A 17,528-nucleotide genomic window follows, 5' to 3' on the forward strand; every position below is an offset into this window, starting at 1 on the left:
AACGACGCCTACGTCGACTACGACTTCGCCACCGGCGCCTCCGGCTCGGCCTTCAACTGCTCGGCGCCGCGGAACACCTCGCCGCGCAACACCGGCCTGACCGACCTGCCGCCCGTCCAGCCCGCGTGGATCCCCTACGACGGCGGATCCGTCCCCGAGTTCGGCAACGGATCCGAGTCCCCCATGGGCGGACCCGTCTACCGCTACGACGCGAACTCCACCTCCGACGTGAAGTTCCCCGCCGAGTACGACGGCGACTTCTTCGCCGGTGAGTTCGGCCGCCGCTGGATCAAGCGCATCGAGACCGGCGGCGACGGCACCGTACAGTCCATCAACGCCTTCCCCTGGACCGGCACCCAGGTGATGGACATGGCCTTCGGCCCGGACGGCGCCCTCTACGTCCTCGACTACGGCACCGGCTACTTCAACGGCGACGCCAACTCCGCCCTGTACCGCATCGAGCACATCACCGGCGGACGCGCACCGCTCGCCCAGGCCAAGGCGAACACCACCTCAGGCAAGGCGCCGCTGAACGTGACCTTCTCCTCGGCGGGCAGCTCCGACCCGGACGGGGGCGCGCTCGCCTACGCCTGGACCTTCGGCGACGGCGCCACCTCCACCGCCGCCAACCCGTCCCACACCTACACCGCCAACGGCCAGTACACCGCCACGCTGAAGGTCACCGACCCCACCGGCAAGTCCGCCACGGCGTCCGTGCAGATCACCGTCGGCAACACCGCCCCGACCGTGCGGCTCGACACCCCCGCCGACGGACGGATCTACGACTTCGGCGCCGCCATCCCGTTCAAGGTCACCGTCACCGACCCCGAGGACGGCACGATCGACTGCGCCAAGGTCAAGGTCACCTTCATCGTCGGCCACGACAGCCACGGACACCCGCAGACCTCCGCCACCGGCTGCACCGGCACCCTGCACACCCTGGCGGACGGCGAACACGACCCCAACGCCAACATCTTCGGCGTCCTCGACGCCGAGTACACCGACAACGGCGCGAACGGCCAGCCCGCGCTCACCGCGCACGACCAGCACATCACCCAGCCCAGCCACCGCCAGGCCGAGCACTACGGCGACTCCTCCGGCGTCCAGGTGATCAACCACTCCAACGCGCACGGCGGCAAGACGGTCGGCGAGATCCAGAACGGCGACTGGATCTCCTTCACCCCCTACAGCCTCGACAACACCACCGGCTTCACCGCCCGCGTCTCCTCGGCCGGCGCCGGCGGCACCCTCGAGGTCCGCGCGGGCTCCCCGGCCGGCACCCTGCTCGGCACGGCCACCGTGCCGGTCACCGGCGACTGGGAGACCTTCCAGGACGTCACGGCGTCCCTGACCGGTCAGCCGGCCGGCACCACCACCCTGTACCTCGTATTCAAGGGCGGCAGCGGCGCGCTCTACGACGTGGACGAGTTCTCCTTCACGACCGGCACCGGCGGCACCCGCACGGGCGAGGTGAAGGGCGTCAACGGCAAGTGCCTCGACGTGGACAACGCCGGCACGGCGGACGGCACCGAGATCCAGATCTGGACGTGCAACTCCTCGGCGGCACAGCGCTGGACGGTGGCCGACGACGGGTCGCTGCGGGCGCTCGGCAAGTGCCTGGACGTGTCCGGCGGCGGCAGCGCGGACGGGACGCGGATCCAGCTGTGGACGTGCAACGGCACGGGGGCGCAGAAGTGGGCGGCCCAGTCGGACGGCACGGTGCGCAATCCGCAGTCGGGCAAGTGCATGGACGCCTCCGGCGGCACCTGGGAGGACGGCACGCCCGTCCACCTGTGGACCTGCCACGCCGGCGCCAACCAGAAGTGGACCCTGCCGTAGAAAGGAGGCGACCCATGATGCGCACCCTCTTCAGAACCGCGCTCGGCCTGTGCACCGCCGCCGTGCTCTGCGTGACCCCCCAGGGCCTGACCCCTCAGGCCGCCGCGACTCCCGGCACCGCGCCCGCCGCACCCCGGGCGGCCGCACCGGCGGCCGACCCCGCGTACCGGATCCTCGTCTTCTCCCGGACCGCGGGCTTCCGCCACTCCTCCATCGACGAGGGCGTGACCGCGCTGCGTGACCTCGGGGCGGCGAACAACTTCACCGTCGACGCCACCGAGGACCCGGCGGCCTTCACCACCGCCAACCTCGCCCGGTACCGGGCCGTCGTCTTCCTCTCCACCACCGGCGACGTCCTCGGGTCCGCCCAGGAGAGCGCGCTCGAGCAGTACATGGGCGCGGGCGGCGGCTACGTCGGCGTCCACGCCGCCGCCGACACCGAGTACGACTGGCCCTTCTACGCGGGACTGGCCGGCGCCCTCTTCCAGTCCCACCCCGCCATCCAGCCCGCCACCGTCGAGGTAGAGGACCGGGCGCACGACGCCACCGCCCACCTGGGCGCCACCTGGCAGCGCACCGACGAGTGGTACAACTACCGCACCAACCCCCGCACCACCGCCCACGTCCTCGCGTCGCTGGACGAGTCCAGCTACTCGGGCGGCTCCATGTCCGGCGACCATCCGATCGCCTGGTGCAAGGACTACGCCGGCGGCCGCGCCTTCTACACCGGCGGCGGCCACACCGAGGAGTCGTACGCCGATCCCGCCTTCCGCCGCCACCTCCTCGGCGGCATCCGCTGGGCCGCCGGCGTCACCCACGCCGACTGCCGCCCCGAGACCGGCTACACCCCGCTGTTCGACGGCACCGGCACCTCCGGCTGGAAACAGGCGGGCCCCGGCGGCTTCACCCTGAACGACGGCACCCTCACCTCCCAGGGCGGCATGGGCCTGTTCCGGTACGACCGGGAGATCACCGGCGACTACTCCCTCAAGCTCGACTGGAAGCTGCACGGCGACGACAACTCCGGCGTCTTCCTGGGCTTCCCCGCCTCCGACGACCCGTGGTCCGCCGTCGACAACGGCTACGAGATCCAGATCGACGCCACCGACACCGCCGACCGCACCACCGGCTCCGTCTACGGCTTCAAGTCCGCCGACCTCGCCGCCCGGGACGCGGCCCTCAACCCGCCGGGGGAGTGGAACACGTACGAGCTCCGCGTCACCGGCGAACGGCTGGAGATCTTCCTCAACGGCCGGAAGATCAACGACTTCACCAACACCGACCCCGCCCGCAGCCTCCGTCAGGGCTATATCGGGCTTCAGAACCACGGCGACGGCGACGAGGTCTCCTTCCGCAACATCCGCCTGAGGCAGGACGGGGCCACCCCCGGACCGCGCACCGGTGAGATCCGGGGCGTCAACGGCAAGTGCCTCGACGTGGACAACGCGGGCACGGCGGACGGGACCGGCGTGCAGATCTACACCTGCAACTCCTCCGCCGCGCAGCGGTGGACCGTGGCGGACGACGGGTCGCTGCGGGCGCTCGGCAAGTGCCTGGACGTGTCCGGCGGCGGCAGCGCGGACGGCACCCGGATCCAGCTGTGGACGTGCAACGGGACCGGCGCGCAGAAGTGGGCGGCGCAGTCGGACGGCACGGTGCGCAATCCGCAGTCGGGCAAGTGCATGGACGCCTCCGGCGGCACCTGGGAGGACCGCACACCGGTCCACCTGTGGACCTGCCACACCGGCCCCAACCAGAAGTGGACCCTCCCCTGAGGTGATCCTCGCAGGCCGGCCGCGTGACCCTCAGGGCCGCTCGTGAGCCGAAGGGCGGGACCCCGTCGCACGGACGGGGTCCCGTCCCGCTGTCAGGGCCGGGACGGCCGGGCGGCGCGCAACGCCTCGTCGACGCCGGCGTGGAAGGTGAACACCTCGTCCAGCCCCACCATGCGAAGGATGCGCATCTGGGCGGGGGCCACCCCGGCCAGGCTGAGCTGCGAACCCTGGGCCCGTGACCGACGGTGGGCCGACACGAACACCGTGATCCCCGACGAGTCGCAGAAGGTCAGCCCCGACAGGTCGAGCACCACACCGTACGGACCGAACGGCGCGTCGTTGACCGCCTCCGCCAGCAGCGGCGCCGTGTGGTGGTCGAGCTCCCCTGACACCTCCAGCACATAGGGGCCCGCGGCGCTCGGGCGGGGGGTGACGGTGAACGTCTCGTCCGGTACGGACACGAAATCTCCTCGGCGGGGTGTTCGTCGCATGCGGGTGAGCCCGACCTCCGCCCATCCCCAGGTGCCCGGCCGGCCGGTTCATCCTACGAAGTCCGGGCAGGTGACTCGTGCACGCCCCGGTCCGTCGCCCCGCCTACCCGCCACGGTACGCTCCATGCGGCTGCCCCTCCCTGCGGGGCGGACGCCCTGCGTATGTGGGACACGCGTGATGATCTGAGGTGGTCACATCGTGCTCTTCGGCCGTCCACGACGGTCCGGCCGGGCACGCGAACAGTGGGAACCGTGACCGGTCCCCGAACGGCGGTCGGCGAGGAGGGGACATGGAGACGGCGGGCGAAGGGCCGGGCCCCGGCGCCGGACGGCCCGGCGCGACCGGTGTCGCGCTCACCGCGATCGGCACCGGCGCCTACGTGGTGGACGGACGCGGGAGGATCGTCGCCGTCAACGCCGCCGCCGAGCGGCTGCTGGGCCGGCCCGCCGCGGCACTCGTCGGCGCCGACGCGCACGACCTGCTGCACCGCAGCGCCCACGGTGAGACCGTGCCGACCTCCCAGTGCCGTATGCGGCCTGCCTTCCTCGCGAGCCGCCCGGCGCAGAACGACCACGACTGGTTCGAGAAGGACGACGGCACGCTGCTCGCCATCGCCTGGAGCATCACCCCCTACGACACCGGTGCGGACGACACGAGCGCGCTCGTCCTCTTCCATCCCCGCGAGGCCGCCGCCGAGGCGCCCGGCACGGCCACGGCCCGCGAAGGGGCGCCCGACGAACTGGAGCGGCTCGCCCTGCTGGCGGAGACGACCACCCAGCTGACCTCCACCCTGTCCGTCGACGAGGCGCTGCACCGGCTGGTGACCCTGGTGCTGCCACGCCTCGCGGACTGGGCGGTGATCGACCTGATCAGCGAACGGGACGAGGTGTGGCGCACCAAGGTGGTGCACTTCGAGGACGGCGTCCCGGTCTCCCGCCGGGACCTCGAAGGGCCGATGGCGCCCGTTCCCGCCGAGTCCCCGATGCCGCTGTCCCGGGCCCTGCGAGGCGCCTCCTCGACCATCGCAGGACCCGACACCTACCAGGGGGCCCCCGACTCGGGCATCGCCGTCGAGCAGCGCAAGCTGTTCGAGGCCACGGGCATGCACTCCGCCGCCATCGCGCCCATCCGTGGTCTGCGCGACGTCCTCGGCGCCCTGACCCTCGGCCGCTCCGAGCAGCCCGACGCGTTCACCACCGCCGACCTCACCCTGCTCGAGGACATCACCCGCCGCGCCGGACTGGCCCTGGACAACGCCCGCCTCTACCAGCGGCAGCGCAAGGTCGCCGAGACCATGCAGCGCTACCTGCTGCCCCAGCTGCCGCGCGTTCCCGGCCTGGAGACGACGTCCCGCTACCTGCCCGCACCCGACGCCTCCCACGTCGGCGGCGACTGGTACGACGCCTTCCCCCTCGGGGACGGCGACACCGCCCTGGTCATCGGCGACGTCTCCGGACACGACCTGGACGCCGCCGCGGGCATGGCGCAGCTCCGCAACGTGCTGCGCTCCTACGCGTGGTCCTTCCGGCACGAGCCGCCCGGCCGGGTCGTCGAGCGGGTGGACCGTGCCGTGCTGCGCATCACCGACGTCTCCATGGCCACCCTGGTGCTCGCCGTCCTCGGCACGGACGAGGAGGGGCGGTGGACGATGTCCTGGACCAACGCCGGCCACCCGCCCCCGCTGCTGGTCACCCGCGAAGGCGTGGCCGGGTATCTCACGGGCGGCGGCGGGATGCTGCTGGGCACCGGCACCGGCACCGACCGGCCGCGCGCCGACGGATCGACGGTCCTGCCGCCTGGCTCCACCCTCGTCCTCTACACGGACGGGCTGATCGAGGCGCCCAGCCACCCCATCGACGAAGGGCTGGAGCGGCTGCGCCGGCACGCCGCCGTGCTCGCCCATCGCCCCGTCGAGGTGTTCGCCGACGAACTGCTCCGCCGGGCCCGCCCCGCGGACAACGACGACGACGTCGCCCTCCTCGTGGTCCGCGTCGGCGCCCGCCCGGAACGCGGCTGACCCGGACCCCACGGAACCGACCCCACGGAACCGACCCCACGGAACCGGTCACAAGCCGCTCTCGAAGCGACACCACTCGCACGGGTGAAGTCCCCGTCCGCTCGGCGGATGTCAGAACCCGACGTCCGGTCACCTGACATAGCGTCGATCCGGCACGCGCGTGCCGATCGCGCCCGCAGCGGCGTGCGTTCCTCCCCCCGGCCGAGCTCCTCGTAGTCACCCGAAGGAACCCGATGGCGACACACACGACCGAACCCCTGTCCCCGGCGCCGGCGGCGGAGGGACGACGAGGGAGGGGGCGCGTGGTCGTCTCCTGGCTGACGACCACCGACCACAAGAAGATCGGGCACCTCTACCTGATCACCTCGTTCGTCCTCTTCCTGGTGGGCGGTCTGTTCGCCATGGTGATCCGCGCGGAACTGGCCCGGCCCGGGCTTCAGATCGTGTCCCAGGAGCAGTACAACCAGTCCTTCACCATGCACGGCACGATCATGCTGCTGCTGTTCGCGACGCCCACCTTCGCCGGGTTCGCCAACGCGATCATGCCGCTCCAGATCGGCTCCCCGGACGTCGCGTTCCCCCGGCTGAACATGCTGTCGTACTGGCTGTTCGCCTTCGGCGGGCTCATCGTGATGTCCAGCTTCCTCACCCCCCAGGGCGCCGCGGACTTCGGATGGACGGCGTACACGCCGCTCAGCGGCGGGGAGCGCATGCCGACCGAGGGCGGCGACCTGTGGATCATGGGCCTGGCGCTGTCCGGCTTCGGCACGATCCTCGGCGCCGTCAACTTCGTCACCACGATCATCTGCATGCGCGCGCCCGGCATGACCATGTTCCGCATGCCGATCTTCACCTGGAACGTGCTGCTCACCTCGCTGCTGGTGCTGCTGGCCTTCCCGGTGCTCGCGGCGGCGCTGCTCGCCCTGGAGGCGGACCGGCGGTTCGGCGCGCGGATCTTCGAACCGGAGAACGGCGGGGCCCTGCTGTGGCAGCACCTGTTCTGGTTCTTCGGCCACCCCGAGGTCTACATCCTGGCGCTGCCGTTCTTCGGCGTGGTCAGCGAGATCATCCCGGTGTTCTCCCGCAAGCCGATCTTCGGGTACATGGGGCTCGTCGGGGCGACCATCACCATCACCGGCCTGTCCGCCACGGTGTGGGCCCACCACATGTTCGCCACCGGCGCGGTGCTGCTGCCGTTCTTCTCCTTCATGAGCTTCCTCATCGCCGTGCCGACGGGCGTGAAGTTCTTCAACTGGATCGGCACCATGTGGAAGGGCAGTCTCTCCTTCGAACCACCGATGCTGTGGGCGGTCGGCTTCCTCGTCACCTTCCTCTTCGGCGGTCTGACGGGTGTGCTGCTGGCGTCCCCGCCGATGGACTTCCACGTCCATGACAGCTACTTCGTCGTCGCCCACTTCCACTACGTGCTGTTCGGCACGATCGTGTTCGCCATGTTCGGCGGATTCAGCTTCTGGTGGCCGAAGATGACCGGCACGATGCTCGACCACCGTCTGGAGAAGGTGCACTTCTGGACGCTGTTCGTCGGCTTCCACACCACCTTCCTGCTCCAGCACTGGCTGGGCGCGGAGGGCATGCCGCGCCGCTACGCCGACTACCTCGCCGCCGACGGGTTCACCGCCCTCAACACGGTGTCCTCCATCGGCGCCTTCCTGCTCGGCCTGTCCACGCTGCCCTTCCTCTACAACGTCTGGAAGACCGCCCAGCGGGGCGAGAAGATCGAGGTCGACGACCCCTGGGGATACGGGCGTTCGCTGGAGTGGGCCACCTCCTGCCCCCCGCCCCGCCACAACTTCGTCACCCTGCCCCGCATCCGCTCCGAGTCGCCCGCCTTCGACCTGCGCCACCCCGCGCTGGCCGGAGTCGACCAGGCGGAGAACACCGGGAAGCGCGACGTCATCGACCCCGGCGGCCACAAGGGCGACCGCTGATGCCCAGGTCGCGGTCGCGCCGGTCCCTCGCGCACGACGCCTCGGCCGTCCTGGCCGAGGCGGAGGGCATCGTGCTGGCGCGCTCCCACCTCGCCGAGGCGCGCCGGGAGGCGGAGGCGCTCTGCGCCGACCTGCCCTGGCTGACCACCGGTCAGGCCGAGGACCTCACCCGGCGCTACCTCGACCGGCGCATCGACCTCACCCGGCAGATGCTCCGCACCACGGCCCGCCGCGCCGACGAACTGCGCCACGAGTACGAGACCCGGTACACCGACCTGCGCGGCACGCTCCTCAGACGCCACGTGGCCTGGGCATCCGGCCTGCTGGCCTGCGCCACGGGAACCAACGCGACGCTCTGGCTGCTCACGCGCTGACAGCGGCCGCGCGGCCGCTGGTCACCGTCCCGCTGCCCCACCGACCGCCGCGCCCCGCAGAATCCGGCCCAGCCATTCCCCCCGCGTCCGGCGGGCGGTCACCGACAGCTGCGCCTGCGGGAACTGCGCGTCGAAGCCGTGGGGGCCGCCTGCCCACACATGGAGTTCCGCCTGTCCGCCCGCCGCCCAGATGGCGGAGGCGTACGCCACGTCCTCGTCGCGGAACACCTCGGCCGAGCCGGTGTCCACGTAGGCGGTGGGCAGCCCGGACAGGTCGGTGGCCCGTGCGGGGGAGACGTACGGTGACACCTCGCCGTCGTCCCGACCGCCGAGCAGAGTGCGCCAGGCGAACTCGTTCGTCTCCCGGGTCCACACCCCGGGCTCCCCGGAGTACTGCCGGCTGGAGACGGTCACGTTGCGGTGGTCGAGCATGGGACAGATCAGCAGTTGCGCGGCGATCGCGGGCGTGCCCCGGTCGCGGGCCAGCAGGCACAGCCCGGCGGCGAGACCCCCGCCCGCGCTGATCCCGGCGACGACGATGCGGCCGGGGTCGACGCCCAGTTCCCCGGCGTGCGCGGCCACCCAGGCCAGCCCCCGGTGGCAGTCCTCGACGGCGGCGGTTCCGGTGGCCTCCGGGGCGAGCCGGTACTCCACGGTCACGACGACCACGCCGAACCGCTCCAGCCACTCCAGCGGGATGTCGATCTGGCCGAAGCGGTCGCCCAGGACCATCCCGCCGCCGTGCATCCAGTACACGCACGGTGCGGGGACGCCCGGGTCGCGGTCCGCGGGGTGGAGCACCGAGAGCCGTACGGCGGCGCCGTCCTCGGCGGGCACGTCCACCTCCCGCCGGACCACGCGGCGGCCGGCGAGCAAGGAGTCGGGCGACGGGGACGGCAGGGCCCGCAACTGGGCGAGGATCTGCTCGTCCATCCGCTCCACCAGGGGCATCCCGGCGAGCAGGGCGTGCAGTTCGGGGTCGACGGCGGGGCGCGGCATCGAGGTCATGGGTGTGCCTTCCGGGGCGGTGAGGGCGGGGTTCACGCGGCACCCGCCCCGAAGGCGGCCTTGCCGCGGACCGGGACGAGGTCGGTGCGGACCGGCTCGCCCGCCGGCAACCCCGAGATACGGGCCACGAGCGTCTGCGCGGCCTCGCCGGCGAACAGCCGCTCGTGCTCCTCCCTGCTCGTCCAGCCCTCGGTGATGTGGACGACGTCCGGGTCGGAGGCGGAACGGGAGACGAGATAGACGACGCAGTGCTCGCTCGCGGCGGGGTTCCCCGCGTCCATGCCGGTGAGGAGCAGTCCGGCGAGCTCCTCGCCCCTGCCCGTGAGGGCGGTCATCGTGGCCTGGAAGCCGTGGTGGACGATCATGGCGGCCTTCTTCCGTGCGGTGGAGTGCTGTGACTCCATTGAAGGGCCCTGAGCTGCGCGAACGTTAGAGCGATCCTCTCCGGTACTTGCACGATCCTCTCAGCTCCGGGAGTGCCGCACCGCGGGCTGTGCTGCAATGGGGACATGGCCCTCCTCGAAGAGCTGCGCACCCTGCTGGAGCGGTACGCCCGTCCCGACGGGACCACGCCCGTCGCCGGCGTGCATGTCTCGCGGATCGACCGGCAGGACCCTCCGGGACTCTCCATGTCCGGCACGGTCCTCGCCGTCGTCGCGCAGGGCGCCAAACGTCTCGCCCTCGGCGACCGGGTGTACGAGTACGGGTCCGGCCAGTACCTGATCGCGTCCGTCGACCTGCCCGTCACCGGCCACTGGCTCGACATCGGCCCCGACCGCCCGGCCCTCGGCTTCGGGCTCGAGCTCGACCCCGCAGTCATCGCCGAACTCCTGCTGCGGGCCGGCCCCGGAGGGCTGCCCCGGTCCGGCGGGGCGCCGTCCGCGCTCGCCGTCAGCGACGCCCCGGAGCCGCTGCTCGACGCGGTCGTCCGGCTGCTGCGGCTGTTCGACCAGCCGCGCGACCGGGAGGTGCTCGCACCGATGATCGTGCGGGAGATCCTCTGGCGCCTGATGACGGGAGAACAGGGAGCAGCAGTACGTCAGTTGGGGCTCGCCGACAGCGGCCTCAGCCATGTGTCCCGGGCGGTGCGCTGGATCCGCGAGAACTACGCGGAGTCCTTCCGGGTGGAGGACGTGGCGCGGATGACCGGCATGAGCGTCTCCGCGTTCCACCGCAACTTCCAGACGGTGACGGCGATGAGCCCCATCCAGTTCCAGAAGCAGATCCGGCTCCAGCAGGCCCGGCTGCTGCTGGCCACCCGCCCGGGCGACGTCACCGCCGTCGGACGGCGCGTCGGCTACGACAACCCCTCCCAGTTCAGCCGGGAGTACCGGCGCCTGTTCGGCGCGCCCCCGAGCCGTGACGCGGCCCGCCTCCGCGAGGCGGGCCGGGCCCCCGCGGCGCTGACGCTCTGACCCTCAGGCGAGGTCGGGCAGCTTCAGCCACTCCTCCCAGGTGAGGTCCCGGCCGATGAAGCGGGGCCGCTCGAACGGCCAGTCCTCGGCGATCCACCGCGGGACGAACGCGTCCAGCGCCCGTTCCAGCGGCCCGCCCACCTCGTCGTCCACCACCCACCAGGAGATCTCGGCGTCCGCGCCCTCCTTCTCCGGCGGGTCGATGTAGACGCAGCCGCGCAGTGCCGTGCGCTCCGCGTTCTCGATCGTGTAGTTGAACGACTCGTGCGCCTCGATCTCGGCCGCGTGCCGCTCCAGGTCGGCGAGGTTCGCCTCGTACGTCATGGTGGCCGAGGGCCAGCCCCAGGCGGGGCCGAAGATGGACCACAGCCGCTCGCGCGACCCCATCACGGTCGGGTAGTCCAGCGGCGCGTCGGCGCCGCTGATCGGGCGCAGCCGATGGCCCGCCCCGCCGGGGATGTCGACGTGCGAGGGGTGGACGAAGTCACGCGGTAGCCAGCTCATGGGCCGGAGCCAACCACGCGCCCGTCCCGCCCGGCAAAGGAATATGCGCGCCGGCCGTGACCGCCAGGGTGCGCTGCTCCAGACCGGTGAGACGCGCGGGGGTGCGCGGCGGTGAAGGCCGCAAACGGCAGATGAACCGCTTATCTGGATGTTCGAGCATCGGACGATCGCAAGGAGCCCCTCGTGCCGTCACAGCCTGCCGACCCCTCGTACACCGTGCCGGGCCTGCGCACCCAGGACAGCGGACGGATCATCGAGCTGTTGCAGATGCGACTCCACGCCCTCAACGACCTGCACCTGACGCTGAAGCACGTGCACTGGAACGTCGTCGGACCGCACTTCATCGCCGTGCACGAGATGATCGACCCGCAGGTCGACAAGGTGCGGGACATGACCGACGACATCGCCGAGCGGATCTCCACCCTCGGCGGCGAGCCGGACGGCACCCCCGGCGCGCTGGTCGCCGCCCGCTCCTGGAGCGACTACTCCATCGGCCGGGCCGAGGCGATCGAGCACCTGGGCGCGCTCGACATGGTGTACACGAACGTCATCGAGGACCATCGGGAGGCGATGCGGGAGACCGAGGAGTCCGACCCGGTCACCCAGGACATGCTCATCGAGCAGCTGCGCGGCCTGGAGCTGTTCCAGTGGTTCGTCCGCGCCCATCTCGAGTCCGCCGGCGGCAAGCTCAGCACCCGCGGCGCCACCACCGAGACCGGGGCCGCCGGCCAGGCCGCCGAGCAGGCCCGCCGCCAGCCCTGACCGTCCCGCACGAACCGGCGGCCCGCCACGCTCGAGGACGTCGGCGGGCCGCCGGCCTCACACCGCTTCCCGCACCTGCCGGGTCGTGACGCCCGACGCCCGGGCGACCAGCGCGGCGAACTCCCGCCGCACCGCGTCGTCCGCGTCCGTCCCGCCGAAGTGCCGCAGCGCGGAGTCCGCCAGCTCGGCGATCTTCGCCTCCACCACGTCCCGGGCGCCCGTCCGCTCCAGCGCCGCCCGTACGCCCTCCACGGCGCGCTCCGGCAGCGCCGGCACACCGGGGGACAGGAGCGCCACCGCCTCCTCGTCCCCGGTCGCCGCGCCCAGTTCCAGGGCGACGGCCAGCAGATAGGTGAGCTTGCGGGCCCGCAGGTCGTCCCCCACCGGCTTCCCGGTCAGCGCCGGATCACCGAAGGCGCCCAGCAGGTCGTCCCGCAGCTGGAAGGCGAGCCCCGCGCACCGGCCGGCCGCGCGCAGCGCCGCCGTCACCGCCTCGTCCGCCCCGGCCAGCGACGCGCCGAGGGCCAGCGGCCGCTCCACCGTGTAGAGGGCGCTCTTCAGCGTCGCGATGGTCAGCGCCTCCTCGACCCCGGACGCGCCGGCCGCCTGCGCCTGGAGGTCGCGGTACTGTCCGGCCACCATCTCCTCGCGCATCGCCCGCCACTCCTGGTACAGGCGCGGCCCGTTCGGCGCGGCGAGCGCGGTCTCCGTCATCAGGTCGTCCGCCCAGGCCAGGGCCAGGTCGCCGGCGAGCACCGCGGCCGAGTGCCCGAACGCCTCGGCGCCGCCCGTCATGCCCTCCGCCCGGTGCATCCGCGCCAGGTCCACGTGCATGGAGGGCGCCCCGCGCCGTAGATGCGACCCGTCCATCACGTCGTCGTGCACGAGCGCGCACGTCTGCACCAGTTCGAGCGCCACGCCCGTCCGCAGCAGCGGGCCGGGGTCGCCCGTGCCGCCGCCGGCCCGCCAGCCGCACCAGGCGAACGCCGTGCGCAGCCGCTTCCCGCCACGCCGGGCGAACGCGGAGACGCGGCCCGCCACGTCACGGGCGAACACGGCGTCGAGGTCGTACGCCTGCGACATCCGCTCGTCCAGCACCTCGCCCAGGACCCGCCGTACGGCCCTGGTCGCGGCGTCGGCGGTGAGAGGTCCACCGGCCCGGTCCGCCGGTTCCTCCGCCGCCGACCGCAGTTCACGCATGCACAGCCCCTTCACCTCGTCCGTCGCCCACACGTTCGCGCTCGCCACCGGGTACCCGCGAACGGGCCCGACGACCTTCCCCGGTTCGCGTGACCGCCCGGACCGGCGCGCCGGTGCGTACGCGGGGCGCCCCGGGCGCGAACCCGGGCATCAGCGACGGACGCCTTCGCGGCGCCGGCGGGTCCGCCGGCTGCCCGGCCCGTCCGCGCCCTCGGCCGCCGCGAGCGCGATGTTGCGGGCCATCCCGCCGAACACGAGGGCGTGGAAGGGCGACACCGACCACCAGTACGCGTGGCCCAGCAGACCCCGCGGATGGAACAGGGCGCGCTGCCGGTACCGGGTGCGGCCCGCCTCGTCCGTGTCCACGCGCAGCTCCAGCCACGCCAGACCCGGTAGCCGCATCTCGGCGCGCAGCCGCAGCAGCCGCCCCGGCTCGATCTCCTCCACCCGCCAGAAGTCCAGCGAGTCGCCCGCCCGCAGCCGGTGCGGGTCACGCCGTCCGCGGCGCAGTCCCACCCCGCCCACGATCCGGTCCAGCCGCCCGCGCACCGCCCACGCCAGCGGGAAGGAGTACCAGCCGTGCTCGCCGCCGATGCCCTCGATCACCTTCCACAGCGCCTCCCGCGACGCGGGCACCACCTGGTCCCGCTCGTCCCGGTAGAGGCTGCCGCCCGCCCACCGGGGGTCGGTGGGCAGCGGATCGCTCGGCGCGCCCGGCACCGAGGCGGACGACCAGCGGGTGGCGACCTGCGCCTCCCGCACGCGCGCCAGCGCCAGCCGCAGCGCCTCGTCGAAGGGCAGAGGCCGGCCGGGGGCGTCCGGCACGTACCGCGCGATGTCGTGCTCACGGCACACCACCTCGTGGCGCAGCGACTCGGTGAGCGGCCGGGCGATACCGGCGGGCACCGGGGTGACCAGCCCGACCCAGTGGCTCGACAGCCCGGGGGTGAGCACCGGCACCGGCACGATGACCCGCCGGCGCAGACCGGCGACCTCGGCGTAGCGGCGCATCATGTCGCGGTACGTCAGCACGTCCGGGCCGCCGATGTCGAAGGCCCGGTCGACGTCGGGCGGCATCGAGGCCGAGGCGACCAGGTAGCGCAGCACGTCGCGCACCGCGACGGGCTGGGTACGGGTGTGCACCCAGCTGGGCGTGACCATCACGGGCAGCCGCTCGGTCAGATAGCGCAGCATCTCGAACGACGCCGACCCCGAGCCGATGACGACGGCCGCCCGCAGCACGGTCGCGGGCACCGGCGAGTCGAGGAAGATCCGCCCCACCTCGGCACGGGACCGCAGATGCGGCGAGAGCGTGTGCTCCGGCACCCCGTGCGGGGTGAGCCCGCCGAGGTAGACGATCCGGCCCACCCCGGCCGCGTGCGCCTGCTCGGCGAACGTGCGGGCCGCCCGGCGGTCGGTGTCCTCGAAGTCCGCGCCGCTGCCCAGCGCGTGGACCAGGTAGTACGCCACGTCGACGCCCCGCATCGCCGCGGCCACGGACGCCGCGTCGGTGACGTCGCCGCGCACCGTCTCGACGTCCGGCGCCCAGGGGTGGTCGCGCAGCTTGTCGGGGGAGCGGGCCAGGCAGCGCACCCGGTGGCCGGCGTCGAGGAGGTCGGGGACCAGCCGTCCGCCGATGTAGCCCGAAGCCCCGGTGACCAGGCAGTGCAGTCCCGCTCCGCTTCCTCGCCCCTGCCCGTCCACGGTCATCCCTCCGCACGGTCGATGCGACACCTGTGGCGAACCTCGTCGCCATACCGATCCTCACCGCACACGCCCGCCGCCGCGCGCTGTCCGGCGCCGCGGGGGTCGAACGCGGCAGGACGGAGGCCCGCGACGGGGGCCGTACGGGTGACCGGCAGGGCGGCCGTCACCAGAGGCCGCCCTTCACCGTGCCGCCCGGCCCCACCGCCGCCAGGTCGGAGGCGAGCGCGTGCAGCCACACCTCCACGTCGACCAGATGTGACACGGACGGCGCCGGCAGCCGCGTCAGGATGCCCGGCGGCAGGGGCGGCGGCCGTACGGTCACGCCGTCCGCCGGAAAGGCCGCCGCCCGCAGCGTCGCCGACACCACCTCCTCCGTCGCCTCGCGCGCCCAGGTGACCGCGTCGGGAGGCCACGCCGACCCCTCGGACCAGGGCAGCCAGGAGGTGCCGGTCAGCACGCGGGAGCCGAAGTTCAGCGCGGCGAGCCAGTCGGGCCCGGTGTCCACGGGGCGCCGGGACGGGGGCTCGGTGCGCAGCTGCGCGTACGCGGCGTGGGCGATGCGCCGGTCCAGCAGCGCCCGCCGCAGGGCCGCCGCCGCGTCGGCGCGGGCCGTGGGCGCGGAGCGCCCGGTCGCCGCACGCTCCACGGTGATCCGGATCAGCGGCGCCGCGCCGCGGAGCAGGGCGGCGGCGCCGCGCCGCATCTCGCCCCGGGCGCCGGCGGGCCAGGCCAGCACCCCGCACACCAGCCCGATCACACTGCCCGTCAGCACGTCGACGATCCGGGCCTCCGCCAGCTGCCAGGTCACCGGGGCGATCTGCGCGAACGCCGTGGACACCACCAGCGTGAACAGGCCCTGGCCCCAGGCCGGCCCGCCGACGGGGCCCGCCGAGAACGCCACCAGCATCATCGGCACCAGCAGCGCCGCGTAGACCTCGGTCGCGTCGCCCGCCGACACCAGCAGCACACCGGCCGCCAGCGACCCGACGAGGGTCCCCGCCGTCGCCGACCGCACCGCGGACCAGGTGGCGCCCGCCGTGGTGCGGCCCAGCGTCAGCATGCCCAGCAGCACCCAGAAGCCGTGCGACAGATCCAGCGACCCCGCGACCAGCCGGGCCAGCGCCAGCCCGGAGGCCGTACGCACCGCGTTCTGGAAGACGACGGAGCGCGGGGTGAGGTGGTCGGCGATCCGTACCCACCACAGCCGGGGCGTGGACGCTCCGGCGTACCAGAACTCCTCGACCGGCAGCCCGGTCGTCGGCCGGCGCCGGCCGGCCGTCAGGGCGAGGGCCGCGCTCACCGTCACGGCGGACACCGCGGCGGCCAGCAGCGTCGACTGCCGGCGCAGCAGCGGATGGGGATCCCCGCGCAGGTCCGGGGGCACGCCCCGCGCCGCCGCGTAGCGCTCGATCATCTCCTCGATCCGCTCGAAGCCGGGCGCCTGGCGCGAGCCGCGCAGGGCGGCGGCCTCGTCGGCGCAGGCGGCGGCGAGCCCGCGCAGCAGCACGGCCGAGGGCAGGTCGACCGGCGGGCGGAGCTGTGGCGCGAGGACGGCGAGCAGGTCCAGGAACCGGCGGGTCGCGTAGCCGGCCTGGGCCAGCGCACGGTCCCTCGCCCCCGCCCCGGTGGGCCGGGTGCCGGGCGCCGTCCGTGACAGGCGCAGCTCCCGGCCCGCCGCCCGCAGCCGCTCGGCCGTCTCCCGGCCGTCGGCGCCGCCCCGCAGCAGCTCCCGCACGGCGCGCACGGCGAGTTCGAGTCCGTCGGCGACCCGGGAACGGTACGACGGCCGCTCGGGCTCCGGCAGCAGCAGCCGTTCGCACAGGACCGTCGCCGTCGCGCCGACGGCGAGTCCGGCGAGCCGGTCCGACAGCGTCCCCGGCGCGTACGGCGGGAAGCAGGCCAGGATGTAGCAGAGCTGGAGAGCGGGGACGACCCCGGCCGCCCGGGGCCCGAGGGAGGCGCCGACCACCAGGACGAACCCCACGAGCAGCATGCCGAGCGCCGCCGACCAGGTCGCCGCCGCGAGATACGTGCCGAGCGTGATCAGCGCCGCGGCGGCCGGCACGGCGCGCAGCACGGTGCCGGCGCGGCGGCGTCCCGCACCGGGGAGCGGCGACAGCAGCCCGAAGGCGACCGGGACGAACAGCGTGTAGAGCGCGAGCACCGGACGGTCCAGCAGATGGATCGCGGGGTAGAACCCGGCGACGGCGGCGACCGTGACGCGGACCGCGCCCCGGACCGCGGGCGCGGAGTCCGCCCGCGACGGCTGCTCCGGCAGCAAGGTCCGCCAGGAACGCGCGTGCCCGGCGGGGCGTTCCCGGTGCCACATGGCGCACCATCCTGCCGGGCCGGCACGCGAGGGCCGGCGGGCCGCACCGGCGTGCGCGGCGGGACCGCCCGACCGGCGGACCGCCGCCGACGCCCTCTTGCGTGACCTGTCATGGCACCGTCATCATCGCTACTCGCGAGTATCTACCCGCATAGAT

14 protein-coding genes are annotated in these 17,528 nt (G+C 73.5%); 7 read left to right on the forward strand and 7 right to left on the reverse strand.

Annotated features, from left to right (window positions below; translation table 11 throughout):
* Nucleotides 1-1,839: lectin (locus CCN29_RS01155; RefSeq protein WP_143661262.1), on the forward strand; the 1,839-nt coding region annotated here is incomplete at its 5' end.
* Between the two features lie 14 nt (nt 1,840-1,853).
* Complete coding sequence (locus CCN29_RS01160; RefSeq protein ID WP_006130932.1) at nt 1,854-3,614, forward strand: lectin; 1,761 nt, start codon at nt 1,854-1,856, stop codon at nt 3,612-3,614.
* Nucleotides 3,615-3,706: 92 nt separating this feature from the next.
* Here the strand turns inward: CCN29_RS01160 and CCN29_RS01165 are convergent, their stop codons facing one another.
* The gene (locus tag CCN29_RS01165; RefSeq protein WP_006130931.1) at nt 3,707-4,075 is read right to left on the reverse strand and encodes an STAS domain-containing protein; all 369 of its coding nucleotides are present in this window, start codon (nt 4,073-4,075) and stop codon (nt 3,707-3,709) included.
* Between the two features lie 320 nt (nt 4,076-4,395).
* Between CCN29_RS01165 and CCN29_RS01170 the strand changes: the two genes are divergently transcribed.
* The 3 genes from CCN29_RS01170 to CCN29_RS01180 all read left to right on the forward strand — a co-directional run bounded on the left by CCN29_RS01170 (nt 4,396) and on the right by CCN29_RS01180 (nt 8,446).
* Complete coding sequence (locus tag CCN29_RS01170; protein WP_086679601.1) at nt 4,396-6,123, forward strand: PP2C family protein-serine/threonine phosphatase; 1,728 nt, start codon at nt 4,396-4,398, stop codon at nt 6,121-6,123.
* 233 nt (nt 6,124-6,356) lie between these two features.
* Nucleotides 6,357-8,072, forward strand: a complete 1,716-nt coding sequence (gene ctaD, locus CCN29_RS01175) for an aa3-type cytochrome oxidase subunit I (protein ID WP_442538198.1) — start codon at nt 6,357-6,359, stop codon at nt 8,070-8,072.
* Complete coding sequence (locus CCN29_RS01180; protein WP_086679607.1) at nt 8,072-8,446, forward strand: hypothetical protein; 375 nt, start codon at nt 8,072-8,074, stop codon at nt 8,444-8,446. Before ctaD ends, CCN29_RS01180 begins: the two co-directional genes overlap by 1 nt.
* A 21-nt stretch (nt 8,447-8,467) precedes the next feature.
* Here CCN29_RS01180 and CCN29_RS01185 read toward each other — a convergent pair whose 3' ends face one another.
* Both CCN29_RS01185 and CCN29_RS01190 read right to left on the reverse strand, forming a co-directional pair.
* Entirely contained in the window at nt 8,468-9,454 is a 987-nt protein-coding gene (locus CCN29_RS01185; RefSeq protein WP_086679610.1) for an alpha/beta hydrolase, read from the reverse strand.
* 32 nt (nt 9,455-9,486) lie between these two features.
* The gene (locus tag CCN29_RS01190; protein ID WP_086679686.1) at nt 9,487-9,819 is read right to left on the reverse strand and encodes a putative quinol monooxygenase; all 333 of its coding nucleotides are present in this window, start codon (nt 9,817-9,819) and stop codon (nt 9,487-9,489) included.
* A 144-nt stretch (nt 9,820-9,963) separates the two neighbouring features.
* Between CCN29_RS01190 and CCN29_RS01195 the strand changes: the two genes are divergently transcribed.
* Nucleotides 9,964-10,869 (forward strand): AraC family transcriptional regulator, encoded by a 906-nt coding sequence (locus tag CCN29_RS01195; RefSeq protein WP_086679613.1) that lies wholly within the window; start codon nt 9,964-9,966, stop codon nt 10,867-10,869.
* 3 nt (nt 10,870-10,872) lie between these two features.
* Here the strand turns inward: CCN29_RS01195 and CCN29_RS01200 are convergent, their stop codons facing one another.
* A complete protein-coding gene (locus tag CCN29_RS01200; protein ID WP_006130924.1) occupies nt 10,873-11,373 on the reverse strand; it encodes a hypothetical protein in 501 nt (166 codons plus the stop codon).
* A gap of 183 nt (nt 11,374-11,556) precedes the next feature.
* Between CCN29_RS01200 and CCN29_RS01205 the strand changes: the two genes are divergently transcribed.
* Entirely contained in the window at nt 11,557-12,135 is a 579-nt protein-coding gene (locus tag CCN29_RS01205) for a Dps family protein (protein ID WP_006130923.1), read from the forward strand.
* Between the two features lie 57 nt (nt 12,136-12,192).
* Here CCN29_RS01205 and CCN29_RS01210 read toward each other — a convergent pair whose 3' ends face one another.
* The 3 genes from CCN29_RS01210 to CCN29_RS01220 form a co-directional block, all read right to left on the reverse strand.
* Nucleotides 12,193-13,335 carry a polyprenyl synthetase family protein gene (locus CCN29_RS01210; protein WP_039986654.1) on the reverse strand — a complete coding sequence of 381 codons (1,143 nt, stop codon included), beginning with the start codon at nt 13,333-13,335 and terminating at the stop codon, nt 12,193-12,195.
* Between the two features lie 150 nt (nt 13,336-13,485).
* The gene (locus CCN29_RS01215) at nt 13,486-15,045 is read right to left on the reverse strand and encodes an SDR family oxidoreductase (protein WP_086679616.1); all 1,560 of its coding nucleotides are present in this window, start codon (nt 15,043-15,045) and stop codon (nt 13,486-13,488) included.
* A 160-nt stretch (nt 15,046-15,205) separates the two neighbouring features.
* Nucleotides 15,206-17,371, reverse strand: coding sequence for an FUSC family protein (locus CCN29_RS01220; protein WP_086679619.1), 2,166 nt, complete (start codon nt 17,369-17,371; stop codon nt 15,206-15,208).
* Between the last annotated feature and the right edge of the window lie 157 nt (nt 17,372-17,528).

Source organism: Streptomyces pseudogriseolus (assembly GCA_002154585.1).
Taxonomy (GTDB): Bacteria; Actinomycetota; Actinomycetes; order Streptomycetales; family Streptomycetaceae; genus Streptomyces; species Streptomyces pseudogriseolus.